Here is a 23,076-nt window from a genome sequence, read left to right as displayed (position 1 = left end):
CCCTGCAATGACCTACGCAAAGCACAACGCAAGATCCGGCGCGAAATCGGCCGCAAAGAAGTACTACAAGCACTGGGCCGAATCGGGCCTGGGCAAGGGCAACGTGCTGATGGAAGCGCGTGGCGAGAAGATCGTGCGCCAGGTGGAAATCTACGGCACCAAGATGGTCTGGGCCGATGAGCATGCCCACAGCGACGACCGCTTCCTGCTGGCCGACCAGCCGGTGTCGTTCCTGGATTTCGACGAAGACGACGAAATCTCCGCGCGCGAATTCGAAAGCGCCTGGAAGAAGGCCAGGGAAGCCACCGGCTACCCGGTGTAACGCTGCCCGGCCGGGGTAAGAGCCCTTTCCTGACGGAAAGCGATCCGACCCCGAACCCACGTTTTGCACTACATTGGTGCAATGTCCGACCCCGCACCCCCGCCGTCCCTCGATGCCCTGGGCACGCCGCTGGCCTGGGCCGGGGCCGATGGCTGCATTGCCGGCTGCAATCCGGCCTTTGCCCGCTGGCTGGGTGTCAGTGTCCGGCGCCTGCTGGGCCGGCCGCTGGCCGCACTGGAAGTGCAGGGCGAGGCGCTGGCGCATTTCCTGGCCCGCGATGAGCGTGACAGCCTGCGCCTGAACCGGCTGGCGCTGGCGGTGCCCGGCGAGGCGCCGCGCTTCGCCGAGGGCTGGATGAGCCGCCGCGACGACGGTGGCTGGCTGCTGGAGGCGCACCCGGTCGATGAATTCCCCGGGCTCGACCCGACCCAGGCGCTGCCCAGCGCCCTCAGCGCGGCGCTGAAGGGGCTGGCCCACGAACTGCGCAATCCGCTGGCCGGGCTGAAGGGCGCGGCGCAGCTGCTGGCCCGGCGTGCCGCCCAGCGCGACGCCAGCGAACGCGAGCTGATCGAGCTGATCGGTTCGGAAATCGAGCGCCTCAACGGCCTGCTCGACCAGCTGCTGTCGCCGGCCCCGGCCGCGCCGCACGCCGAACTGAACATCCATGCCGCGCTGGAGCGCGTGCTGCGCCTGGCCGAGAACGAGGCGGGCTGGGCGGTACGCCTGCAGCGCGACTACGACCCCAGCATTCCCGAATTCCATGGCGATGCCGACCGCCTCACCCAGGCGGTGTGGAACCTGGTGCGCAATGCGATCCAGGCCGGCGCCGGCAGCATCACCCTGCGTACCCGCGTGGAGCATGGCGTGCGCATCGCCGAACAGCTGCACACGCTGGCCCTGCGCCTGGAGATTGCCGACGACGGCCGCGGCGTGCCCGAAGAACTGGCCGAACACCTGTTCCTGCCATTGGTGAGTGGCCGTGCCGAAGGCACCGGCCTGGGCCTGGCGCTGGCCCAGCAGGTGGCGCGCGAACATCGCGGCACGCTGACCTATCGTTCGCGCCCGGGCCATACCGTGTTCACTCTGCTGCTGCCGATCGGCAACGGCGCGGCACCGGCCGAGGAGACCCCGCGCGATGTCTGAATCTTCCATCGCCGCGCAGCGCATCTGGGTGGTCGACGACGACCGCGCGGTGCGCTTCGTGCTGTGCACCGCGCTGCGCGAGGCGGGCTATCAGGTCGTTGATTTCGACAGTGCTGCGCCCGCGCTGAAGGCTCTGAATGAAGGTCCGCCACCGGCGTTGCTTTTCACCGATGTGCGCATGCCTGGCGATGACGGCCTGGTGCTGCTGGACAAGCTCAAGGCCGCGCTGCCGCAGCTGCCGGTGGTGGTGATGTCGGCCTATACCGATGTGGCCAGCACCGCCGGTGCGTTCCGTGGGGGCGCGCATGAATTCCTGTCCAAACCGTTCGATCTGGACGATGCGGTGGCGCTGGCGCAGCGCGTGCTGCCAGCAGTGGCACCGGCACTGGCCGCGCCCACGCCCGCTGCGGAAGCGCACAGCGACCAGCCGCCGCAGCTGGTTGGCGATACGCCGCCGATGCGCGCGCTGTTCCGCGCCATCGGTCGCCTGGCACAGGCGCCGCTGGCGGTGCTGATCACCGGCGAGACCGGCACCGGCAAGGAGCTGGTGGCCAATGCGCTGCATCGCGAATCACCGCGTGCGCATGGGCCGTTCGTCGCACTCAATACTGCGGCGATTCCCGCTGAACTGCTGGAAAGCGAGCTGTTCGGCCACGAAGCCGGCGCCTTCACCGGTGCACAGCGCCGCCATATCGGCCGCTTCGAGCAGGCCAACGGCGGCACACTGTTCCTTGATGAGATCGGCGACATGCCGTTGCCGCTGCAGACCCGCCTGCTGCGCGTGCTCGCGCAGGGCGAGTTCTTCCGCGTCGGTGGCCGCGAGCTGATCCGCGTTGATGTGCGCGTGGTCGCGGCGACCCACCAGGACCTGGAAGGGCTGGTCGCGCAGGGAAAATTCCGCGCCGACCTGCTGCACCGCCTGGACGTGGTGCGCCTGCAGCTGCCACCGCTGCGCGAACGCCGCGAGGACATCGCGCAGCTGGCCAGCACCTTCCTGGCCGCGGCCGCGCGCAAGCTGGACACGCCACCGAAGCAGCTCACCGCCGCCGCTCTGCAGGCGCTGCGCGAGCACGACTGGCCGGGCAACGTGCGCGAGCTGGAGAACGTGTGCTGGCGGATGTCCGCGCTGGCCGCTGCCGACACCATCGGCGTGGCCGATGTCGATACCGCACTCAACCGCAAGCGCGGCCGCCGCAGCCACGCGCACGCGGCCGACCCCGGGCAGTGGGAAGCGCTGCTGGCCGAATGGGCACGCCGGCAGCTGGCCGAAGGCGCCGAAGGGCTGCACGCGCAGGTGCGCGAACGGGTCGACCATGCGCTGCTGGAGGCCGCACTGCAGATTACCCACGGCCGCCGCGCCGAAGCCGCTGCCCGCCTCGGCCTGGGTCGCAACACGCTCACCCGCAAGCTGGGCGCCGGGCGCCGTCGCGGGGGCCATTGAACGGTCCCTGCACACCATCCTCGCGCCCGCTTGCCGAACCGTTGATCGTTCATGGACGATGCAACCACTAGTGTCACCTGCAAGGAGTCTTCGATGCGTCTGTCCTTTGCCATCCTGCCGTTGTCCGCCGCCGTGCTGCTGTCTGCCTGTGGCAGCGCACCGAAGAAGACCGAACCCACCCCACCGCCGCCCACCGTGGTCAGCGCGGCCAAGCAGGCCGAGGCCAATCTGTCGCCGGCGTCGGCCAGCATTGTCAGCGGCCGCCTGGCGCTGATGGCCGAACCCGGTGGCCTGCACATCACCGGCCTGATTGGTGGCCTGCAGCCGATGCAGCAGGCGGGCTTCCACATCCATGAGCGCGGTGACTGCAGCGCGGTGGACGCCAGCAGCGCCGGCAACCACTTCAACCCCGGTGGCGCCGCGCATGGCCGCGCCGGTACCGGCAAGCATCACCTGGGCGACATGGACAACCTGCGTGCCGATGCCCAGGGCCGCGCCAACGTCGATATCCACCTCAAGGGGGTTACCCTTGGCGGAGGCGCCGCCACCGATATCGCCGGACGTGCACTGGTCGTGCATGCCAACGCCGACGACTATCGCAGCCAGCCCGCCGGCAATGCCGGCGTCCGCATTGCCTGTGGCGTGATCCGGGTTGTCCGCTGATCACTGCAGGCTTCATCCAGGGAGAGAATCCATGCGTCTGATCCACACTTCGCTGTTTGCCGCCATCACCGCGCTGGGCCTGGCGGCCTGCGGCCAGCAGCCCGCCGCTCCGCAGGCGGAAACCACCCCGGCCGCCCCGGCCGCAGAGGCCCCCACCGAACCGGCGGCCGCACCGGCACCGGCTGCAGCGCCGGCCGCCGATGCTTCGGCCACTGCCGAGCTGGCACCGACCCAGGGCAACGAAGCCAAGGGCAGCGTCACCTTCAAGGTGGTTGACGGCAAGGTCCACGTGACCGGCCAGATCAGCGGCCTGAAGCCGGGCAGCGAGCACGGCTTCCACATCCACGAGAAGGGCGACTGCAGCGCGCCGGACGGCATGAGCGCCGGCGGCCACTTCAACCCGGGCAAGCAGGATCACGGCAACGTCGCCACCGATCCGCACCACGGCGGCGACATGCCCAACATCAAGGCCGACGACAAGGGCGTGGCCACCATCGATGGCCCGGTGTCGAGCAACGTCAACATCGGCAAGGGCGATGACTTCGACATCATCGGTCGCGGCCTGATCGTCCACGCCGATGCGGACGACTACAAGACCCAGCCGACCGGCAACGCCGGCGCGCGCCTGGCCTGCGCGGTGATCCAGAAGGCTCCGTAAGAAACAGGAAGCGCCGGCGCAGGCCGGCGTTCTTCTTTGTCGGTAATGCCGGCCGCTGGCCGGCATTACCCGCTTTCAGCGCGCCAGCAGCTCGCGCGCGTCCTGCCCGGCCTCGCAGTGCACGAACAGCACCGGCACGCCGTGCGCTTCCAGCACTGCAGCCATCTGCCGCTGGCGCATCAGGAACTGCTCGTAGATGCCCTTCAGGCGGTCGCAGTCGTTCTTGCCGTGGTTGTAGTGCGCACACCAGCCGGCCGGATCGAACAAGGCCATGCGTGCCTCGCCATGGGTGTAGCGCAGCAGCGGTTCGGGCGCGGCATTGAGCCACTCGTCCTGGCCGGGGGCCATGATCGCGGTCTCGATCAGCGGCCACAGCGCGGCCAGGCCTTGGTTGTCGTACTGCATCGACATCATCGCGGCCAGATCGTTCACGGTGAAATAGCGCGCGTGCTCGATGCGGGCACCGAAGGTGTTCTGTGCCATCAGCGCGGTGTCGGCGTGGGCCATGCCGTTGGCCAGCAGCGTGTCCTCCAGTGCATCGGCCACCGCCTGGGTGGTGGCCACGTTGCTGCCGGTCAGCAGGAACGGCACCACGCGCAGGCCGCCGCCCACCAGGCTGGCATCGGCCTGGAACGGCAGCGGTACATCGCCCTTGGCGTCGGCACCAAAGGCCAGCAGGCGCGGGCCCTGGCTGCGGCCCGGCGCGCGCATCTGCAGTTCTTCCAGGCGGCGATGGATCGGCCAGCCCGGGCGCAGTACTTCGGCCGGGTCGAAATGCGCGGCGGCGAACACCAGATCCAGCTCGGCCACCTGCGGCACCAGCTTGGACAGGTCACGGCCGACGCGTTCGGCCAGTTCACCGGCCTGTTCGGCGCTGAGTACCGCCTGGCGGGGGATTTCGCCGCCGGCCAGCTCCAGGGCCAGCACGCCAAGGGCATTCATCGCGGGGTCGGGTTTGCTCATGGTTCCACGGTTGGCCCATCACAGGGCGGCAGCTACACTTGGCTCCATTATGCCTGCTCCGTCGTGCAGGCCATGTTGCAGACACCCTCATCCATGCCAGGTATCTCCATGCCCAACGCTCGTCCCGTCGCCATCCTCGGTGGCGTCCGCATTCCGTTCTGCCGCCAGAACACCGCGTATTCGGATGTCGGCAACCTCGGCATGTCGGTCCGTACGCTGGGCGCGCTGGTCGAACGGTTCGGCCTGCATGGCCAGCAGCTCGGTGAAGTGGCGATGGGTGCGGTGATCAAGCACTCCAGCGACTGGAACCTGGGCCGCGAGGCCACGCTGTCTTCGGGCCTGTCGCCTTTGACCCCGGGCATCACCCTGCAGCGCGCCTGCGGTACCTCGCTGGACAGCATCATCACCGTGGCCAACAAGATCGCGCTGGGCCAGATCGAATCGGGCATCGGTGGTGGTTCGGATACCACCTCCGACGTGCCGATCGTGTACGGCAAGAAGCTGCGCGCGCGCCTGCTCGCGGCCAACCGCGCCAAGAGCACCGGCGACAAGATCCGCGCACTCACCTCCGGCTTCAAGTTCTCCGAGCTCAAGCCCGAGTTCCCCGGCGTGGCCGAACCGCGCACCGGCAAGAGCATGGGCGACCACTGCGAGGACATGGCCAAGGAATGGAACATCTCGCGCGATTCGCAGGACGAGTGGGCCGTCTCTTCGCACAAGAAGCTGGCCGCCGCCTATGAGCGTGGCTTCTTCAACGACCTGATCGCGCCGTTCCGCGGCGTCGAGCGTGACAACATCCTGCGCCCGGATACCTCGCTGGAAAAGCTGGCCACGCTGAAGCCGGCGTTCGACAAGGTCTCCGGCCGCGGCACGCTGACCGCTGCCAATTCCACCCCGCTCACCGACGGTGCCGCGGCGGTGCTGCTGGCCAGCGAGGAATGGGCGCGCGCGCACGGCCACGAACCGCAGGCCTACCTGCGCGACGCGCACGTGTCGGCGGTGGACTTCGTTCATGGCGAAGGCCTGCTGATGGCGCCGACCGTGGCCGTACCGGAGATGCTCAAGCGCAATGGCCTGACCCTGCAGGACTTCGACATCTACGAGATCCACGAAGCCTTCGCCGCGCAGGTGCTGTGCACCCTGCGTGCGTGGGAGAGCGAGGATTACTGCCGCAACCGCCTGGGCCTGGACGCACCGCTGGGCCGCATCGACCCGGACAAGATCAACCTGCTGGGCTCGTCGCTGGCCACCGGCCACCCGTTCGCCGCCACCGGCGCACGCGTGATCGCCACGGCGGCCAAGCAGCTGGCCGAACGCGGCGGTGGTCGCGCGCTGGTGTCGATCTGCACCGCCGGCGGCATGGGCGTGGTGGCGATCGTAGAACGCTGATCGCATCCATCGAACAAGAAAAAACGCCGCCCATCGGGCGGCGTTTTTTTTCTCCGATGGGTGCCGACCGTTGGTCGGCACACCCCAGCCATGCTTACGGCAACCGCGGGTTGCCGAATTCATCGCGCTCTTCGTTGGCGTCATACACCGGCGGCTGCGCGGCAAGCGGTTGCTCTTCCACCGTCGCACGTGCCGGCGCTTCGGTGCCGCGCACCAGTTCCACACTGTCCTCGCCACGCTGCAGGCGCAGCGCATTGGCCAGGCACTGCGCGGCCAGCGCATGCTCGCCACGCTGTGCGAACAGCTCGCCCAGCGCTTCCCATGCCGGTGCACCGGCGCCGGCGGCGATCGCCTCGTGCAGGAACGCATCGGCGGCCTCCCATTGCTGCTGGGCCAGCGCCACCCGGCCCTGGGCCAGGCGCAGCGCCGCCGAGCCGTCGTGCACGTTGCGCCAGCGCGCCAGATTGGCCTGGCGGGTGGCCAGGCGCTCGGCCGGCAGGCGTCCGTACAACGCCACCAGTTCGTCGTCCCAGCGCTGATCCAGCGCGTGTTCCAGCGCCAGCAGCGCCGGCTCATCCCAGTTCAGGGCCACCGCGCGGCTGGCATAGGCGCCCACCACGTCCACCGTCGGCCGCAGTGCCTTCGGTGTGGCCTCCCACTGTGCGGCCAGCGCGTTGACGTCGGCCGCTTCCAGCAGGGCCTGTGCAGCCAGGCGCGCTTCCAGCTCGCCGTTGGCGTCGGCCGGCAGCACCTTGCTCTGGCGCAGTGCGCCCAGTTGCCCATAGGCCTCGTGGGCACGGCCGGCACGGGCCAGCGCTTCGGTGCGCAGCCACAGCCCACGCGGCGGCAGCGGCTGGATGGCCGCCACGTCCAGGGCGTTGATCGCATCCACCGGCAGATCGCGCGCCAGCAGCTGTTCGGCACGCAGCAGCGCCTGCAGCGTGGCATCGCTTTCGCCCAGGCGCTGCAGCAATGCGTCGCCCGCGGCACCGTCGGCACGCGCCTGCGCACTGCGCACCGCATTGGCCAATGCCACTGCACTCACTTCCGGGTCCTTGGCGGCACCGTCCAGCAGCTTTTCCGCACGCTGCCACTGGCCATGCTCATAGGCCTGCAGGCCATCGATCAGGCGCACCCGGCCCTGCTTGCGGCGGTAGCGGCCCCAGGCGCGGAACGGCGCCGCGATCAGGCTCCACAGCAGCCACAGCACCAGCACGCCGATCACGCTCAGAAGCGCCACCTTGGGCAGGTTGCTGTGGTAGTCATAGCCGCCATAGCGCAGGGTCACTTCGCCGTAGCGGTTCAGATCATCGGTGCCGAGCCATTGCGCGGCCACCACGCCGATGGCCACGGCCAGCAACAGCACGACCAGGGATTGCAGGGGTTTCATGCGGGATTACCTCCGGTCGGTCTGGGTGCGCAGTTGCTGCAGGGTGCTGCCAAGAACGGTGTTGCTGGCCTGCAACGGCAGCTCGCGCAAGGCCTTCAGTTCAGCACGTTGCGCGCGCAGGGCCGGTGAATCCGGCCAGCGCCGCTGTGCCCAGTGCTCCACGCGCTGCAATGCGGTATCGCGGCCAGCGCGGTCGCCGCGCTCGATCGCCGCACGCGCCAGGGTCAGTTCCAGCTGCAGCGCATCATCGGCATTGCGTCGCTCGGCCGCCGTCAACGGGCCGTTCTGGCGGCTCGGGGTGATGTCCACGAACGGCGCCAGCGTGGCCTGCCACCACAGCTTGCCTGCGCGCGGCGCGGCATCGCCGCTGATCTGTGAAGGCAGGCCCTGCAACGCCTTGGCCAACGCATCCAGGCGCTGCAGCGACTGCACCCGCGGGCCGGCACCGAGTGCATCCAGCGCGTCGCGCTCCTGCACCAGTGCCTGGCGCAGGTTCAGGCCCTCGCTGTCGGGCAGATCGGCCAGCACGGTGGCGGCCTGCGCGTACAGGCGGCGCGCGCCCTCCACATCGTCGGCGTAGTTCAGGCGCTGCGCGGCCTGGGTCAGCAGCAGCTCGGCCTCATCGCGCTGCACCGCTTGCCGGCCCTGGTTGGCACTGTCGGCCAGCTTGGCCAGGTTTTCTTCCAGCAACGCGCTGCGCTGCGACAGCCCCAGCATCTCGTCGCGCAGCACCCGGTTGGTGGCCGCCGCATCCTGCAGGCGCTGGCTGGTGGCGCGCTGGTCGCGGCGCAGCGCATCCAGCGTGGCCTCCAGGCCCTGCAGCTGCACGGCGGTGGTCTGTGCCTGCGCGTGCTGGGCGTCCTTTTGCGTCTGCCAGAGGTACCAGCCGGCATAGCCGCCCGCGCCAAGCACAACCACGCCGGCCAGCGGCAGCAGCCAGCGCAGGGGTCGACGGGGTGGGGCAACGGGCGGTGTGTCGTTCATCGGGCTTCCTTGTCGGCTGTGTTGCCAGTCGGTTCCGGCAGGCCGCGTTATGCACAGCATCACCGCTGCCGACGACAGCGGCAAGCGTGACGCCCGTCCCTGTTCAGGTCGCTGCCGGGCCGGTGAGCGTGGCGTGTGCAGCCGCCACCAACTGTTCAGCGGTGGGCCCGGCGCTGCGCACGACATGTTGCAGGCCAAGGCCGCGCGCCTGCTCGCCCAGCCGATCGCTGGCCACCACCACGCGGGCGTGGGCCTGCAGGCGCTGGCGCAACGCCGGCGAAAGCTGCTGCCAGACGTGATCCAGCGCGTCACCACTGCTTACCGCCAGCACCCACGGTGCGGCTGAATGCGTCAATCGCGTCCGCGCGCGCGGCGACAGGCGCAGCAGGCGCCGCTGGTAGACATCGGCACGCTCGATGGTGGCACCGGCGGCCTGCAAGCGGGCGGCAATCAGGCCACGTCCGCCGGGCGCGGTGACCAGGCCGATGCGCAGGCCCTGCACCTCGGCCAGCACCGGCAGCGCTAGCAAGCCTTCGCTGTCCATCCGCTGCGGTGCATGCACCTCGGCCACGCCCTGCGCCTGCAGCGCGCGCGCCGTGCCCTCGCCCACGGTCAGCCACGGGCTGCGCTGGGCATCGGCCAGGGGCAGCAGCGAGGCGGCGGCGGCTACCGCGGCCGGACTGGTGAACACCACCCGATCGCAGTTCAGCGCGCGTTGCAGCTGGCGCAGCACGGGCGTGCCATGCAGGCGCTGCAGCCGCCAGGGCGACAGCGCCAGCAGCTGCCCGCCCAGCCCAGCAACAGCGCGGCGCAGCGCCGCATGCTGCCCTTGCGGGCGCAGTGAAATGAAGGTCCAGCCCGCATCGGAACCGGCGGCGCCAGTGGGTATCGTATGGTCGGCCATTGCCTGCATTATGCGGGCCCTTCGTTGTCGTGGTCGCTGCTCCGATGTCCGTTGATGCCCTGACTTCCTCGTTGGCTTCCCTGCAGGACGTGCTGGACTGCATGCCGGCGGTGCGTGCCATGCAGATCCGCCTGGACGGCTACGCCGATGGCGTGCTGCGCATCACCGCGCCGCTGGCCGCCAACGTCAACGACAAGGGCAACGCCTTCGGCGGCAGCCTGGCCTCGGTGCTCACCCTGTCCGGCTGGGCCCTGGTCAGCCTGCGCCTGCGCCTGGCCGGCCATGACGCCGAGGTCTACGTGGCCGACAGCAACCTGCGCTACCTGGCGCCGGTGTACGAAGACCTGCATGCGCATGCCGAAGCGGCCGAAGCCACTGGCTGGGACGCCTTCCTGAACACCTTCCGCCAGCGCCGCAAGGCCCGCATCAGCATCATCGCCACCCAGCCCGGTGCCGACGGACGGGCCGCTGCCGAGTTCAGCGGTCGCTTCGTTGCCTTCGCCAAAGGTTAGGATGGCAGGCTGACGCCCTGCGGAAACCACCGATGCGCCGCCTCATCCAGTTCCTGTTGTGTTCCCTGCTGCTGGCCAGCGCCGTGGCCTCGGCCGATGACCTCAGCCGCAAGCAGCGCAAGCTGCTGGAAGAGACCCAGATCGCCTATGGCGCGACCATCCGCTGGGGCAGCATGGACGATGCCATCGGCTACCTGGACCCGAAGCTGCGCAAGGAGCGGCCGCCGACCGAGTTCGAGCTCAACCGCTATGCGCAGCTGCGCGTGTCGTCCTACCGCGAGCGCAGCAGTGCCTCGCTGGATGGCGGCGTGGTCGAGCGCCGGGTCGAAATCGGGGTGATCAACCAGAACACCCAGGCCGAGCGCACCGTGGTGGTGGTCGAGCGCTGGCGCTGGGACCCGGAAGCCAAGCGCTGGTGGCAGACCGCCGGCCTGCCGGACCTGTGGAAGGGGCAGTGACGGGCGGCGTCCGGCTTGTGCGACAATCGGCGCCCGCTTAATCGACCCGTGACCTGAGTGAATTACGAAGAGTTGCTGGCCTTTGCAGGCCGAAACCCGATGCTGTCCGCGGCCCTGGTCGGCCTGACCGTGGCCATCATCGTCACCGAAATCCGCCGCCTGTTCCGGGGCTTCAAGGGCATCAAGCCCGCCGAACTGACCCAGCTGATGAACGCGGGCGGCACGGTGGTGGTCGACCTGTCGGCCAGCGGTGACTTCGAAAAGGGCCACATTGCCGGCAGCCGCAACGCCCAGGCCAGTGCCTTCGGCCCGGACAACAAGCTGGTGGCCAACGCCAAACAGTCGCCGGTGGTGCTGGTGTGCCGCAGCGGCAACGCCTCGGAAACCGCCGCCAAGGCGCTGAAGAAGGCCGGCTTCGAGAAGGTCTATGTACTCGACGGCGGCATCCCCGCCTGGCAGCAGGCCGAGCTGCCGCTGGTCAAGGGCCGCAACTGATCGTCGCAGGTGGCGGATCTGGCCTTGTATGGGCCTGATGCCGCCCCCATCGCAGTAGTTCGACCCTCGTTTTCATTGCATTCATTGGAGTTACTGGAAATGTCCGAAGAGATCACCAACGGCGCCGCTGCGCCGGTCGATGCCGCCACCGGCCCCGCTTTCACCGTCGAGAAGATCTACGTCAAGGACGTCTCCTTCGAGTCGCCGAACGCACCGACCATCTTCAATGACCAGGTGCAGCCGGAGCTGCAGCTGAACCTGAACCAGCAGGTGCAGCGCCTGGGTGAGAACGCCTTCGAAGTCGTGCTGGCCGTGACCCTGACCTGCCAGGCCGGTGAGCGCACCGCCTACGTGGCCGAAGTGAAGCAGGCCGGCGTGTTCGGCCTGGTCGGCCTGGACCCGCAGTCGATCGACGTGCTGCTCGGCACCCAGTGCCCGAACATCCTGTTCCCGTACGTGCGCCAGCTGATCAGCGACCTGATCCAGGCCGGTGGCTTCCCGCCGTTCTTCCTGCAGCCGATCAACTTCGAAGGCCTGTACGCAGAAACCCTGCGCCAGCGCCAGGAGCAGGGCGACGCACCGTCGCTGGCTGACTCCGAGCCGGCCGGCAACGCCTGATCCCTGCTGCGACGTCACGGATGAGCACTACCGCTGACAAGATCGCCGTGCTGGGCGCCGGTTCCTGGGGAACCGCGCTGGCCAGCCTGCTCGCACGGCACGGTCACCCGACCGTGCTGTGGGGGCGCGATGCCGCCGTGGTCGAAGCCATCGACCAGCGCCACGAGAACCCGCGCTACCTGCCGGGCATCCCGCTGCCGGACAGCCTGCGTGCCACCACCGACCTGGCGTCGGCGGTGCAGGGCGCGGCCTGGATCCTGGTGGTGACCCCGTCGCACGCCTTCGGTGAAACCGTGCGCGCGCTGGCGCCGCTGCGTCCGGCCGGTGCCGGCGTGGCCTGGGCCACCAAGGGCTTCGAACCCGGCTCGGGCCGCTTCCTGCATGAGGTGGCGCGCGAGGTGCTGGGCGAGGACGTGCCGCTGGCCGTGGTCACCGGCCCGTCGTTCGCCAAGGAAGTGACCCAGGGCCTGCCGACCGCGATCACCGTGCACGGCGACGTGCCCGAGTTCGCGCAGACGGTGGCCGAGGCCATGCACGGCCCGGCGTTCCGCGCCTATACCGGCGACGACATGGTCGGCGCCGAGCTGGGCGGCGCGATGAAGAACGTGCTGGCCGTGGCCACCGGCGTGGCCGATGGCATGCAGCTGGGCCTCAACGCCCGTGCCGGCCTGATCACCCGAGGTCTGAACGAGATGCTGCGCCTGGCCGCTGCGATCGGTGCCAAGCCGGAAACGCTGATGGGCCTGGCCGGCCTGGGCGATCTGGTGCTGACCTGCACCGGTGACCTGTCGCGCAACCGCCGCCTGGGCCTGGCCCTGGGCCGTGGCCAGACGCTGCAGGATGCCGTGCGCGAAATCGGCCAGGTGGTCGAGTCGGTGCAGACCGCCGACGAAGTGATGCGACAGGCACGCCGGCATGGCATCGACCTGCCGATCTCCGACCGCGTGCGTGCCGTGCTGCACGGCGAGCAGACGCCGGAAGAAGGTCTGCGCGCATTGCTGGCGCGGGAACAGAAACCGGAATATCCGGACACGCTGTTCAAGTAAATCGAAAACCCCGGCCACATGCCGGGGTTTTTTTCGGTAGCGCCGGGCCATGCCCGGCGGAAACCATCAGCGCGCACGCGGTGGCGCATTGCCGTTGTCCATGTCCGAGAAAATCAACCACGGCCCATCACCCACGCGCTTCAGCGTGAGCGTGAACTTGCCGGTATCGCCCGCGTTGTTGCCGTAGCTGTAGGCACCGATGATGTAACCGGTGTTCTCTTCCACGGCGTAGGCCAGCGCACGCAACCGCAACGGGCTGCCGCCCTGGCCGGCATACGCCGCCTCGATGGCACTGCGCCCGCGCACCGGTGGCTGGTTGCTCTGCAGTACAAAACCATCCTCGGCAAACAGCGCAGCCAGTGCCTTGGCATCAGCCGCGCGCCAGGCCTGCTCGTAATCGCGCAGCACGCGTTCCAGCGGCGCGGGCAGGGCGGCATCAGGCAGCCGGGTGGCGGCCGGGCTTGCGGTTGCCAGCAGGGGGCCGCACAGGGCGAACAACAGCAGGCAGATACGCATGGGCTCGGTCCTTTGATGTGCCGGGCAAGGGAAGCGCGAGTATCCCCCAATCACGCCCGCGTGGCCTTTGCGCCGCCCCCATTGAAAGCGTGCGACGGCTTGGGCATGCTCGCTGACAACCGGGGGAGGGGACGCATGCACTTTTTCCAGCTGGACCAGTTCGCAGGTCATCTCAACGAAACCTTCAGTGCCGACATCGAAAACACCGGCGTACCGTTCGTGCTCGTCGAGGCAGCACCGCTGCCCGATCAGCGCTTGACCGGCCAGATGCGCGCGCCGTTCTCGCTGCTGTTCCGCAATGAATCGGCGGTGCTGTTCCCGCAGCGCACCTACACCATGCGCCATCACGGCCTGGGCGAGTTCGGTATTTTCCTGGTGCCGATCGCACGTGACCGCACCGGTTTCATCTACCAGGCGCTGTTCAACTGACGGCGGTGGCCAGCCAGCGCATCCGCAGGTGGCTGCCGGTATCGCCTTCGGTGTGGAACGCGAGGCGTTCGTAGAGCCGGCGCGCGGCCAGATTCTCCCAGGCCACATGCAGCACCACACTGTGCAGCTGCACACCGTGTGCCGCGCGCTGCACCCAGCGCACCAGGGCCGAGCCGATGCCACGGCCGCGTGCAGTCTGCAGCAGGGCGATGTCGATCAGGGTCGCCTCGTGCTCGTCGCAGTGCAGGTAGAGGCGCCCGATCGGTTCGCCGGCCTGCTCGACCAGCAGATAGTGCGCCGGCTGGTAATGCCGTGTGTAGTGCAGGTGCTGCAGTGCGAACTGGCTGTCCAGGAACGCCTGCCGCAACGCATCCGGCCACGGCACATTGGCCAGCTCGGCGGCACGTGATTCGGCATAGAGCTGCTGCAGAAAGGGCAGGTCGCTGTCCTCCGCTTCGCGCACGCTGAGGCCTGCAGGAAGACCGTCCCCCGCCACCGGCAGCCAGGCTGCGCGCAGCGGGGGAAAGGCCAGCGTTACGTTCGCAGTCACGGCCGTTGCGGGAAGACGCCGGACAGGCTGATGCAGAAGTTCAAGGTGAGATAGGGCTGGCGGTTCTCGTGCGGCAGGCCGCCTCCCGCAGCGCCCACCGTGGTCAGCGGGAAGGTGCTGGTGACCGTCGGCGTGGCGGCCAGGATCGGGCTCGACTCCGGTGTGATCAGTGCATTGCCGCTGGCCGGAATGCCACTGCGGTGCGCGGTATCGGGCTGGTTGTAGATGCGTGCGCCGTGGGTGTGGTTGGGCATCTCGTTGATCAGCAGCGTGACGCTGTCGCTGCCGAAGGTTTCGCCCATCACGCGCGGGCTCAGGCCGGGTCCCGTGCCCTGGCCACATGCGATGTTGTTGGTGTAGTTCGGCAGCTGGTAGTTGCTGGTGCCGTTGCCGCCGAAGGTGGTTCCCAGCAGCGAGAACAACGCGGTGTTCTGCTGGATCGGCATCAGTTGGCCCTGGCACATCGCCCAGTTGTAAGGGGCGTAGTTGAAACCGTAGATCTGGATTTCGCCGAGGAAGGGATCGCTCATGATGTGGGTCCTGGTAGGCGTTCGATGATCGTCAGCCTTGCGACGGGAAGACGCCGGCCCATGCAATGCAGTAGCGGGCGACCAGCGAGGGCATGGTGTTGTCGTGTGGCTGGCTGCCACCGACCGCGCTCACCGAGGCGGGCGCCAGGTTGCCACTGCCCAGGCCGGTGATGCTGTCGGTATAGAGTGTGTCGCCGCTGACCGCACCGAGCTGCAACGCCGGTCCGGGTGATGGCGAACTGGCCGCCGAATTCACCGCGTTGAACGCATGAGTGTGTGCGGGCAGCTGGGCGGTGGTCAGGGTGACCGATTCGCTGCCGGCCGCCTGGCCCACTATGTAGGTGCCCAGACCACCGCCAGTGCCCTGGTGCACCGGCACGCGTCCACACAGATTGGGCAGGCCGAAGGTGGAAACACCATCGCCGCCGTAGGTGGTGCCGATCAGGGTGAACAACACTTCGTACTCTGAGATGGGCAGCAGCCGGCCATCACAGTCGAACCACCCCACCGGCGCGAAGTTATAGGGAAACAGACGGACTTCGCCAACAAAGGGTTGAGACATGGCAGAAACTCCGGTCAGTTGCGCGAGGGGTAGATTCCGCTGAGTGCGATGCAGAAATTGATGACCAGGTATGGCTGCAGGTTTGCATGGGGCTGCGTCTGGCCGCTGTTATCGAGCACGTTCAGAGGTATCTGGGCGCCGCCGGATGCGCCGTAGACATTCTGCGTCCCGGTTTTTCCGAGCAGCACATTGCCCTGCGGAATGCGTGTTGTACCGTCGGCGGTGGTGCCGCCGAAAACGTGCGTGTGCTGGGGAATCTGCGTGGCCAGCAGGGTTACGTTCTCCACGCCCTGGCGTTCACCGGTGTTGGTGCCGCTGATGGATCCGCGGGGCGTACGGCTGCGCAGATCGGGCAGCTGGAAGTTGGTTGTGCCGTTGCCGCCGTAGGAAACACCCAGCAGCGAAAAGAGCGCCTGGTTCTGCGCGATGGGCAGCACCTGGCCATTGCAGAAAGCGAAAGACCTGGGCGCGAAGTTGAACGCCACGGGCATTATCTGCCCGAGAAAGGGTTCCGACATACGATATTCCCCCTGGGATAGGCGCCGGCACTCAGCCCCCGGCCGGCGACATAACTCTGGCGCATTATTCTGGGTGTTGACAAGTGCCGGTATCCATGAGCAAGAATATCGCGCTGCCAGCCCAAGGGATGCAGGGATTCAAGGGGGGCAGGACCGCCAGGCAGGGCCAGGGAGTCTGCAGGGTGGGGAGGTCAGGAACCGCGGCGCCCGTCCGGGGGCCACGGCGGTTTTCTCACTCGCGCCACACGGCGCAGCGCCCGTCGGGACGGCGGGCAAGCAGGGGGCACAACATGTGGCACGCAGAGTCGATGCATCGCGACGCGATGCGCCATGGGCTCGGCCGTCGTTTCTGGGGCCACCTGGGAGCCATCCTGCTGCTGGGCGCTACCCTCGCCCTGCCCGATATCGCACGCGCGGCGTGCGCAACCTTCACGCCGCCCAATGCCAGCGCCGGTTCACCGATGGCTGCCGGCAGTACGATCGTCATTGATGCCTCCAGCTGCCAGGGCGTTGCAGGCTTCGGCATCGGCAACGTGACCACGCCGGCCGGCAACGGTACGGCCACCGTCACCAGCCATGCCGCCTCGAAGATCTCCTATGCCCACAGCGGCAACGGATCGACCACCGACACCTTTGCCTTCGACGACGGTACCGGCTCGCACAATGTGCTGGTCACCGTGTACATCCAGGCCGCCGCATCGCCGATCACGATTTCGCCGGCCACCGTGCCCGGTGGAACGGTGGGCACGCCCTATGCCGGTGTCACGCTCAGTTCCAGTGGCGGCACCCTGCCTTACAGCTATGCCGTCACATCCGGTGCACTGCCGGCTGGATTGACGTTGAGCAGCGGTGGCGTGCTGTCCGGCACGCCCACCACGCAGGGCACCTTCGCGTTTTCGGTCACCGCCACCGACAGCACGGCGGGCACGCCGCTCACCGGCACGGCCAGCTACTCGGTCACCATCGCCGCACCGACCATCAGCGTGACCAACGCACCTGGCCCTGCAGTGATCGGTACGCCGTACTCGTTCACCTTGACCGGTGCCGGCGGCACGGCGCCCTATACCTACCTCCTGGATGGTGGCACCACCCTGCCCGCCGGGCTGGTACTGGCCAGCAACGGCACCATCAGCGGCACGCCGACGGCATTGGGCCTGAAGAACTTCACCGTGCGCATCACCGACAGCAGCACGCCGACGCCGTTCTTCGCGGCGGCCAACCTGTCGATCAACGTGCAGAACGTCATTCCGCCGGTGGCCGGCGCGGCCAGCGCCACCGTGGCCCATGGCAGCAGCAACAACCCGATCACGCTGAACATCACCGGCGGCACCGCCACCTCGGTCGCGGTCGGCACCCAGGCCACGCACGGCACGGCCACCGCCAGCGGCACCACCATCACCTACACACCCACTGCCAGCTATTCCGGTCCGGACAGCTTCACCTACACCGCCACCAATGCCGGCGGCACCTCGGCGCCGGCCACCGTCACCATCACCGTGTCGCCGGCCACCATCAGCTACGCACCGTCCAGCCCGGCAGCCGGCACGGTCGGGGTGGCCTACAGCCAGTCGCTGGCCGGCGCCAGCGGCGGCACCGCGCCGTACACCTATGTGATCACCAGCGGCAGCCTGCCGCCGGGCATCACCCTGGCCAGCAATGGCACGCTGTCCGGCACGGCCAGCGCCAACGGCACCTTCAACTTCACCGTGCGCGCCACCGACAGCAGCACCGGCACCGGGCCGTTCAGCGCCACCAGTGGCCCGCTGACGCTGACCATTGCCGCCGCAACGCTCACCTATGCACCGGCCAACCCGCCGGCGGCGACGGTCGGCGTGGCCTACAGCCAGTCGCTGGCCAGCGTCAGCGGCGGCGTCGCGCCGTACACCTACACGATTGCATCGGGCAGTCTGCCGGCGGGCATCACCCTGGCCAGCAACGGCACCCTGTCCGGCACGCCGAGCGCAGGTGGCAGCTTCAACTTCACGGTCAGCGTGACCGACAGCAGTGGTGGCAGCGGACCGGTCAGCGCCACCAGTGGCCCGCTGCTGCTGACGGTGAATGCACCGACGATCACGATCACCCCGCCCACGCTGCCAACGGTGAGTGCCGGCGTCGCCTACAACCAGAACCTGACCGCTGCCGGCGGTAGCGGCACCTACACCTATGCGGTTACCGCAGGTGCGTTGCCGCCGGGTGTGACCCTGTCCACTGCCGGCGTGATCAGCGGTACGCCGACGGCTGCGGGCAGCTTCCCGCTGACGATCACCGCCACCGACAGCAGTGGCGGCAGCGGCCCCTACACCGGCAGCCAGCCCTACACCCTCAACGTGACTGCGCCGTCGCTGACGTTGACGCCGCCGGCGGGCAGCCTCTCCGGCACGGCGGGTGCTCCGTTGAACGTGCCTTTCAGCGCGGGCAATGGCACCGCGCCGTATACGTTCGACATCAGTGCCGGAGCATTGCCCAACGGCGTGACCCTGTCGCCCACCGGTACGCTGTCCGGCTCGCCGACGGAGTCCGGTCTTTTCACCTTCTCGGTGCGCGTCACCGACAGCACCACTGGTACCGGCGCGCCCTTCAGGCGAACGCAGAACTACGTCCTGTCCATCACCGCGCCCACCATCACGGTGTCGCCGGCGGGTCTGCCGCAGCCGGCGGCGGGCGTTGCCTACAACCAGATCATCACCGCCAGCTCCGGCCAGCCGACTACCTTCACCTATGCCATCACGGCGGGGCAGGTGCCGGTCGGTCTCAGCCTCGACGCTGCAACGGGTGAACTGAGCGGCACACCGACCCAGGCCGGTCCGTTCAGCTTCACCGTGACTGCCACCGATGGCGGTGGCTTCACCGGCAACCGCAGCTATGGAGGCACGGTCAGCGCGCCGGTGCTGTCGCTGTCGCCGAGTTCGTTGGCAGGCACCGCCGCCGGTACGGCCTACAGCGCGACCTTCGTTGCCAGTGGTGGCAACCCGGGCTACAGCTACCAGCTCACCGGCACCCTGCCCAACGGCTTGTCGTTCTCGTCGTCGACCGGCGTGCTCAGCGGCACGCCCACGCAGGCCGGCACCTTCAGCTTCAGTGTGAGAGCGACCGACAGCACCACCGGCACCGGCGCACCGTTCTTCATCGTCAACAACTACACACTGGCGGTGTCGGCACCGACCGTTGTGGTCGATCCGACCACGCTGCCGGCGGCGACCGGTGGCGTGGCCTACTCGCAGACGATCACGGCCAGCGGCGGCAACGGCACCTATAGCTTCAGCCTGGTCAGCGGCGCGCTGCCGGCCGGTATGACACTGAGCAGCGCGGGCGCGCTGTCGGGCACGCCGACCGTGGCCGGCACCTTCAACATCACCGTGCAGGCCACCGACGGCAACGGCTTCACCGGCAGCCGGGCCTATTCCCTGGTGGTCAACGCACCGACCATCACGCTGGCGCCGGCCACGCTGCCGGGCGGGTTCGGCGGTGTGGCCTACAGCCAGGCACTTGCCGCCAGCGGCGGTGTCGGCAGCTACACCTACAGCCTGTCGGCGGGCGCACTGCCGCCGGGCATCGCGTTGAGCAGTGCCGGCGCCCTCAGTGGCACGCCCACCAGCATCGGTAGCTTCAACTTCACCGTCACCGCCACCGACAGCGTCGGCTTCACCGGCAGCCAGGCCTACACCTTCAACGTGGCTGCGCCGACGATCACCCTCACGCCGGCGACGTTGCCAGCGGCGACCGGCAGCATCGCCTACAGCCAGCCGCTGAGCGCCAGCGGCGGCAATGGCGGCTACACCTACAGCCTGACCGCCGGCACATTGCCGCCGGGCATTGCCCTGAGCAGTGCCGGTCTGATCAGCGGTACGCCGACCACCACCGGCAGCTACAGCTTCACCGTGCGCGCCACCGATGGCTTCGGCTTCAACGGCAGCCAGGCCTACACCGTCACCGTGAACGCGCCGGCCATCGTGTTCGTGCAGACCACCCTGCCGGGCGGGCAAGTGGCGGTGGCCTACAGCCAAACCGTCAGCGCGGGCGGTGGCAGCGGCAGCTTCACCTACAGCCTCAGCGCCGGCGCATTGCCGCCGGGCATCGCGCTCAGCAGCGCCGGCGCGATCAGCGGCACGCCTACCGCTGCCGGCAGCTACAGCTTCACCCTCACCGCCACCGACAGCTTCGGCTTCAGCGGCAGCCAGCCGTTCACCGTGGGCATCAACCAGCCGGTACCGGTGGTGGTGAACGATACGGCCACTACGCCGGCCAATGCAGCGGCCAGCATCGACGTCACCGCCAACGACACCGGCCCGATCACCAGCATTGCCATCGCGCAGGCGCCGTCGCACGGTACGGCGACGGTCAATGGGCTCAACGTGGTGTACACGCCGGCCAGCAACTTCTTCGGCAACGACAGCTTCACCTACACCGCCACCGGCCCGGGTGGCACCTCGGCGGCGGCCACGGTCAGCGTCAGCGTGACGCCGTTGGCGGTGCCGGTGGCGGCCGCGCAGAGTGCCACCGTGCTGGCCGGGCAGTCGGTGACCGTGCAGGCCGAGGCCGGGGCGATCAATGGCCCGTTCACTGCGATCACCATCAGCCGCGCGCCGTCGTCCGGCACGGCGGTGGTGCAGGGCGCCAGCATCGTCTACAGCGCCGATTCCGATGCCTCCGGCGTGGTGGACTTCGAGTACACGCTCAGCAATCCGTTCGGCGCCTCGGCGCCGGCGCGGATCAGCGTGACGGTCAACCCACGGCCGGTGGCCCCCGCGCTCACCGCCACCGCCATTGCCGGGCGCGAGGTCACTGTGGATCTCACCTCCGGCGCGCGTGGTGGCCCGTTCACCGCCGCAGCCGTGGTCTCGGTGTCGCCGGCCGATGCCGGCAGCGCCACCATCGCCGCCAGCGGTGCCGGCTATACGCTGGCGTTCACCTCGGCGGCGACCTTCGGTGGTGCGGTGCGCATCACCTATACGCTCAGCAACGCGTTCGCCACCTCGGCGCCGGGCACGGTCGATGTGATGGTCAAGCCACGCAGCGATCCCTCGCGCGATGCCGAAGTGCTGGGCGTGCTGGAAGCCCAGGCCGAAGGTGCGCGGCGCATGGCCATCGGCCAGATCAACAACTTCCAGCGTCGCCTGGAAAGCCTGCGCGCGGGCGGTGCTGCGGCCGGCTTCAGCAACGGCATCACCTTCAGTTCGGCCAGCAGCCAGCGCCGCACGCCGCAGGACGATCTGCTGCGCAAGGGCATCGGCGCCAGCGGCGAAGCGCTGTCGATGATCGACGAACCGGCGTTGCAGGGCGGTGTCGCGCCTGCTGCCGGCACGGTCGATGGCTTCGCGTTCTGGACCGGCGGTGCGGTCAACTTCGGCACGCTCAAGCCCGGTGCCGGCAGCAACGGCATCGACTTCACCACCTCCGGCGTCAGCCTGGGTGCCGACCGCCAGATCGGCCCGTCGCTGAGCCTGGGCGCCGGCCTGGGCTATGGCCACGATGCCTCGGATATCGGCCGCAACGGCAGCCGCAGCACCGTGGATGGCTACAGCGTGGCCACCTACGGCAGCTTCCATCCCGAAGGTGGGTTCTACGTCGATGGCCTGCTCGGCTACCAGTGGCTGAAGTTCGACGCGCGCCGCTTCATCACCGACAACGGCAATACCGCCTACGGCAGCCGCGATGGTACGCAGTGGTTTGCTTCGTTCTCCACCGGCTACCAGCATCGCAGCGATGCCCTGCTGCTGACCCCGTATGGCCGCCTGGATCTGGCACGCGCCACGCTGGATGGCTATCGCGAGCATGGTGACGAGGTGTACGCGCTCGACTACCAGCGGCAGACGGTCAACACCAGCACCGCCACCGCCGGCGTGCTGGCGCAGTGGCTGGTGAAGCGCGACTACGGCATGTGGACGCCGCAGCTGCGCGCCGAGTTCGGCCACGACATGCAGGGCTCCAGCCAGGCCTTCATGCGTTATGTGGACCTGATGTCCGGGCCGGTGTACCGCGCCACGCTCGATCGCCAGTCGCGCAACCACACGCTGCTGGGCGCTGGCATCGGCCTGCAGACGCTGAAGGGCTGGACGCTGCGCGCCGAGTACCAGAACCAGCTCGACAGCAGCAGCCGCGACAACCAGGGCATCCAGATCAGCGTGCAGAAGACCCTGCCGCCGTGATCGATGCAGCGGCGGCGACCGGGTGGTCGCCGCCGCACGTGGCCTGTATCCGTACAATCGTGTCTCCGGCGGCTGCGCAACGTGCGTCTGCGTCGGGCATCGAATGGAAGGAACAGGACAGGGAATGAAAATTCGAACGATTGCGCTGTCATCGACGATCGCACTGCTGGCAGCCTGCGGGCAGGCACCAGAAACAGCTGTCGAAACGACGCCTGTGGCGGCCGCCGCCGCACCCGTTGAAACGCCGGCGGCCACCGCCACCGTGGCCGGGAACGAAGCGTCCATCGAACAGGGCGTGGACCCGTCGGTGTGGGACAACGAAGGCGAGCCGGAAGATCCCGGCGCCGGCGGCGAGCTGACCTGCAAGGACAATCCGCTGGCGACCCATTTCTTCACCCTGGTCGGCGGCAACACGGTGGACGACTGCGGCCGCAAGGACCCGAAGGTGCTGGCCGCGTTCGATGCGTTGATGAAGGGCACGCAGGACGCCGAATCCGCCGACAAGGACATCCCGCCGCTGCGCGAACGCCTGTTGAGCGGGCCCAGTGGGCCAGGCGAGCTGACGGTGCTGCAGGGCGAACCCTGGTGGTTCTACACCGCCTGCCAGGCCCACGACTGCCCTGGCACGGCGTTGGCGATGCTGTACTCGCCCACGCAGACGAAGATGGTCGGGCGCCTCACCGCGCGCTGCAAGGTGTGGTGGCTGGGTGAGCCCAATGCCGAACAGCGCGCGCTGATTGAACGCGAACGGCCGCTGGACGAAGCGTTGCTGAAGAACGAAGGCGATGCCTGCGAGTAATGCGGGGCTCGCGGTAGCGCCGGGCCATGCCCGGCGGGAC

The 23,076-nt window shown here is 68.6% G+C and carries 23 protein-coding genes; 14 read left to right on the top strand and 9 right to left on the bottom strand.

The features are described 5' to 3' along the window. Positions 1–7: 7 nt before the first annotated feature. The 5 genes from LZ605_RS14945 to LZ605_RS14925 all read left to right on the top strand — a co-directional run bounded on the left by LZ605_RS14945 (position 8) and on the right by LZ605_RS14925 (position 4,227). Complete coding sequence (locus tag LZ605_RS14945) at positions 8–322, top strand: hypothetical protein (protein WP_008268793.1); 315 nt, start codon at positions 8–10, stop codon at positions 320–322. 81 nt (positions 323–403) lie between these two features. Continuing rightward, complete coding sequence (locus tag LZ605_RS14940; protein ID WP_249842299.1) at positions 404–1,465, top strand: two-component system sensor histidine kinase NtrB; 1,062 nt, start codon at positions 404–406, stop codon at positions 1,463–1,465. Beyond that, the gene (ntrC, locus tag LZ605_RS14935) at positions 1,458–2,906 is read left to right on the top strand and encodes a nitrogen regulation protein NR(I) (RefSeq protein WP_249842298.1); all 1,449 of its coding nucleotides are present in this window, start codon (positions 1,458–1,460) and stop codon (positions 2,904–2,906) included. The genes LZ605_RS14940 and ntrC overlap by 8 nt, the downstream gene beginning before the upstream one ends. A 93-nt stretch (positions 2,907–2,999) precedes the next feature. Next, positions 3,000–3,569, top strand: coding sequence for a superoxide dismutase family protein (locus LZ605_RS14930; RefSeq protein WP_249842297.1), 570 nt, complete (start codon positions 3,000–3,002; stop codon positions 3,567–3,569). 31 nt (positions 3,570–3,600) lie between these two features. Then, positions 3,601–4,227, top strand: a complete 627-nt coding sequence (locus LZ605_RS14925; RefSeq protein ID WP_249842296.1) for a superoxide dismutase family protein — start codon at positions 3,601–3,603, stop codon at positions 4,225–4,227. Positions 4,228–4,302: 75 nt separating this feature from the next. Here the strand turns inward: LZ605_RS14925 and LZ605_RS14920 are convergent, their stop codons facing one another. Then, positions 4,303–5,190, bottom strand: a complete 888-nt coding sequence (locus LZ605_RS14920) for a hypothetical protein (RefSeq protein WP_249842295.1) — start codon at positions 5,188–5,190, stop codon at positions 4,303–4,305. A gap of 93 nt (positions 5,191–5,283) precedes the next feature. On the opposite strand from LZ605_RS14920, the gene LZ605_RS14915 reads away from it, so the two are divergent. Next, positions 5,284–6,579: an acetyl-CoA C-acetyltransferase gene (locus LZ605_RS14915; RefSeq protein ID WP_152985301.1), complete on the top strand. Its 1,296-nt coding sequence runs from the start codon at positions 5,284–5,286 to the stop codon at positions 6,577–6,579. 94 nt (positions 6,580–6,673) lie between these two features. On the opposite strand, the gene LZ605_RS14910 is transcribed toward LZ605_RS14915, so the two are convergent. The 3 genes from LZ605_RS14910 to LZ605_RS14900 form a co-directional block, all read right to left on the bottom strand. After that, positions 6,674–7,969, bottom strand: coding sequence for a heme biosynthesis HemY N-terminal domain-containing protein (locus LZ605_RS14910; RefSeq protein ID WP_249842294.1), 1,296 nt, complete (start codon positions 7,967–7,969; stop codon positions 6,674–6,676). Between the two features lie 6 nt (positions 7,970–7,975). Then, on the bottom strand, positions 7,976–8,953 hold the full coding sequence (locus LZ605_RS14905; RefSeq protein ID WP_249842293.1) for a uroporphyrinogen-III C-methyltransferase: 978 nt from the start codon (positions 8,951–8,953) through the stop codon (positions 7,976–7,978). A gap of 103 nt (positions 8,954–9,056) precedes the next feature. After that, positions 9,057–9,866, bottom strand: coding sequence for a uroporphyrinogen-III synthase (locus tag LZ605_RS14900; protein WP_249842292.1), 810 nt, complete (start codon positions 9,864–9,866; stop codon positions 9,057–9,059). Positions 9,867–9,901: 35 nt separating this feature from the next. On the opposite strand from LZ605_RS14900, the gene LZ605_RS14895 reads away from it, so the two are divergent. The 5 genes from LZ605_RS14895 (at position 9,902) to LZ605_RS14875 (ending at position 12,986) form a co-directional block, all read left to right on the top strand. After that, complete coding sequence (locus tag LZ605_RS14895) at positions 9,902–10,369, top strand: YiiD C-terminal domain-containing protein (protein ID WP_249842291.1); 468 nt, start codon at positions 9,902–9,904, stop codon at positions 10,367–10,369. A gap of 32 nt (positions 10,370–10,401) precedes the next feature. Next, positions 10,402–10,827, top strand: a complete 426-nt coding sequence (locus LZ605_RS14890) for a hypothetical protein (RefSeq protein ID WP_057498558.1) — start codon at positions 10,402–10,404, stop codon at positions 10,825–10,827. 57 nt (positions 10,828–10,884) lie between these two features. Beyond that, positions 10,885–11,322 carry a rhodanese-like domain-containing protein gene (locus LZ605_RS14885; RefSeq protein WP_004153552.1) on the top strand — a complete coding sequence of 146 codons (438 nt, stop codon included), beginning with the start codon at positions 10,885–10,887 and terminating at the stop codon, positions 11,320–11,322. Positions 11,323–11,421: 99 nt separating this feature from the next. Then, the gene (gene secB / locus LZ605_RS14880; RefSeq protein WP_005407596.1) at positions 11,422–11,940 is read left to right on the top strand and encodes a protein-export chaperone SecB; all 519 of its coding nucleotides are present in this window, start codon (positions 11,422–11,424) and stop codon (positions 11,938–11,940) included. 20 nt (positions 11,941–11,960) lie between these two features. Continuing rightward, positions 11,961–12,986 (top strand): NAD(P)H-dependent glycerol-3-phosphate dehydrogenase, encoded by a 1,026-nt coding sequence (locus LZ605_RS14875; protein WP_107231405.1) that lies wholly within the window; start codon positions 11,961–11,963, stop codon positions 12,984–12,986. Between the two features lie 66 nt (positions 12,987–13,052). On the opposite strand, the gene LZ605_RS14870 is transcribed toward LZ605_RS14875, so the two are convergent. Continuing rightward, on the bottom strand, positions 13,053–13,502 hold the full coding sequence (locus tag LZ605_RS14870; RefSeq protein ID WP_249842290.1) for a YybH family protein: 450 nt from the start codon (positions 13,500–13,502) through the stop codon (positions 13,053–13,055). A gap of 135 nt (positions 13,503–13,637) precedes the next feature. Between LZ605_RS14870 and LZ605_RS14865 the strand changes: the two genes are divergently transcribed. Next, positions 13,638–13,931 (top strand): DUF6916 family protein, encoded by a 294-nt coding sequence (locus tag LZ605_RS14865; RefSeq protein WP_057498556.1) that lies wholly within the window; start codon positions 13,638–13,640, stop codon positions 13,929–13,931. Here LZ605_RS14865 and LZ605_RS14860 read toward each other — a convergent pair. From LZ605_RS14860 to LZ605_RS14845, 4 genes are read right to left on the bottom strand one after another with little or no spacing between them, the layout of a single operon-like run. Then, a complete protein-coding gene (locus tag LZ605_RS14860) occupies positions 13,924–14,481 on the bottom strand; it encodes a GNAT family N-acetyltransferase (RefSeq protein WP_249842289.1) in 558 nt (185 codons plus the stop codon). The two genes, LZ605_RS14865 and LZ605_RS14860, sit on opposite strands and share 8 nt — an antisense overlap. Beyond that, a complete protein-coding gene (locus tag LZ605_RS14855) occupies positions 14,478–15,011 on the bottom strand; it encodes a phage tail protein (RefSeq protein ID WP_249842288.1) in 534 nt (177 codons plus the stop codon). The genes LZ605_RS14860 and LZ605_RS14855 overlap by 4 nt, the downstream gene beginning before the upstream one ends. Positions 15,012–15,042: 31 nt before the next feature. Beyond that, entirely contained in the window at positions 15,043–15,573 is a 531-nt protein-coding gene (locus LZ605_RS14850; protein WP_249842287.1) for a phage tail protein, read from the bottom strand. A gap of 14 nt (positions 15,574–15,587) precedes the next feature. Then, complete coding sequence (locus LZ605_RS14845; RefSeq protein WP_249842286.1) at positions 15,588–16,091, bottom strand: phage tail protein; 504 nt, start codon at positions 16,089–16,091, stop codon at positions 15,588–15,590. 290 nt (positions 16,092–16,381) lie between these two features. Here LZ605_RS14845 and LZ605_RS14840 point away from each other — a divergent pair, with 290 nt between their 5' ends. Both LZ605_RS14840 and LZ605_RS14835 read left to right on the top strand, forming a co-directional pair. Continuing rightward, positions 16,382–22,237 (top strand): putative Ig domain-containing protein, encoded by a 5,856-nt coding sequence (locus tag LZ605_RS14840; protein WP_249842285.1) that lies wholly within the window; start codon positions 16,382–16,384, stop codon positions 22,235–22,237. 124 nt (positions 22,238–22,361) lie between these two features. Continuing rightward, the gene (locus tag LZ605_RS14835) at positions 22,362–23,036 is read left to right on the top strand and encodes an Ivy family c-type lysozyme inhibitor (protein ID WP_249842284.1); all 675 of its coding nucleotides are present in this window, start codon (positions 22,362–22,364) and stop codon (positions 23,034–23,036) included. The last annotated feature ends 40 nt before the right edge of the window (positions 23,037–23,076 follow it).

This window comes from Stenotrophomonas maltophilia (genome assembly GCF_023518235.1).
In the GTDB taxonomy this organism is placed as follows: domain Bacteria; phylum Pseudomonadota; class Gammaproteobacteria; order Xanthomonadales; family Xanthomonadaceae; genus Stenotrophomonas.
This window is presented reverse-complemented; position numbering and strand designations above follow the sequence as displayed.

Bases quoted from the DNA above. Each gene is read 5' to 3' on its own strand.
- LZ605_RS14930 (WP_249842297.1), top strand. From the start codon at position 3,000: ATGCGTCTGTCCTTTGCCATCCTGCCGTTGTCCGCCGCCGTGCTGCTG.
- LZ605_RS14865 (WP_057498556.1), top strand. From the start codon at position 13,638: ATGCACTTTTTCCAGCTGGACCAGTTCGCAGGTCATCTCAACGAAACC.
- LZ605_RS14850 (WP_249842287.1), bottom strand. From the start codon at position 15,573: ATGTCTCAACCCTTTGTTGGCGAAGTCCGTCTGTTTCCCTATAACTTC.
- LZ605_RS14890 (WP_057498558.1), top strand. From the start codon at position 10,402: ATGCGCCGCCTCATCCAGTTCCTGTTGTGTTCCCTGCTGCTGGCCAGC.
- LZ605_RS14925 (WP_249842296.1), top strand. From the start codon at position 3,601: ATGCGTCTGATCCACACTTCGCTGTTTGCCGCCATCACCGCGCTGGGC.
- LZ605_RS14915 (WP_152985301.1), top strand. From the start codon at position 5,284: ATGCCAGGTATCTCCATGCCCAACGCTCGTCCCGTCGCCATCCTCGGT.
- LZ605_RS14845 (WP_249842286.1), bottom strand. From the start codon at position 16,091: ATGTCGGAACCCTTTCTCGGGCAGATAATGCCCGTGGCGTTCAACTTC.
- secB (WP_005407596.1), top strand. From the start codon at position 11,422: ATGTCCGAAGAGATCACCAACGGCGCCGCTGCGCCGGTCGATGCCGCC.
- LZ605_RS14905 (WP_249842293.1), bottom strand. From the start codon at position 8,953: ATGAACGACACACCGCCCGTTGCCCCACCCCGTCGACCCCTGCGCTGG.
- LZ605_RS14920 (WP_249842295.1), bottom strand. From the start codon at position 5,190: ATGAGCAAACCCGACCCCGCGATGAATGCCCTTGGCGTGCTGGCCCTG.
- LZ605_RS14910 (WP_249842294.1), bottom strand. From the start codon at position 7,969: ATGAAACCCCTGCAATCCCTGGTCGTGCTGTTGCTGGCCGTGGCCATC.
- LZ605_RS14855 (WP_249842288.1), bottom strand. From the start codon at position 15,011: ATGAGCGATCCCTTCCTCGGCGAAATCCAGATCTACGGTTTCAACTAC.
- LZ605_RS14875 (WP_107231405.1), top strand. From the start codon at position 11,961: ATGAGCACTACCGCTGACAAGATCGCCGTGCTGGGCGCCGGTTCCTGG.
- LZ605_RS14900 (WP_249842292.1), bottom strand. From the start codon at position 9,866: ATGCAGGCAATGGCCGACCATACGATACCCACTGGCGCCGCCGGTTCC.
- LZ605_RS14840 (WP_249842285.1), top strand. From the start codon at position 16,382: ATGTGGCACGCAGAGTCGATGCATCGCGACGCGATGCGCCATGGGCTC.
- LZ605_RS14895 (WP_249842291.1), top strand. From the start codon at position 9,902: ATGTCCGTTGATGCCCTGACTTCCTCGTTGGCTTCCCTGCAGGACGTG.
- LZ605_RS14945 (WP_008268793.1), top strand. From the start codon at position 8: ATGACCTACGCAAAGCACAACGCAAGATCCGGCGCGAAATCGGCCGCA.
- LZ605_RS14870 (WP_249842290.1), bottom strand. From the start codon at position 13,502: ATGCGTATCTGCCTGCTGTTGTTCGCCCTGTGCGGCCCCCTGCTGGCA.
- LZ605_RS14940 (WP_249842299.1), top strand. From the start codon at position 404: ATGTCCGACCCCGCACCCCCGCCGTCCCTCGATGCCCTGGGCACGCCG.
- ntrC (WP_249842298.1), top strand. From the start codon at position 1,458: ATGTCTGAATCTTCCATCGCCGCGCAGCGCATCTGGGTGGTCGACGAC.
- LZ605_RS14835 (WP_249842284.1), top strand. From the start codon at position 22,362: ATGAAAATTCGAACGATTGCGCTGTCATCGACGATCGCACTGCTGGCA.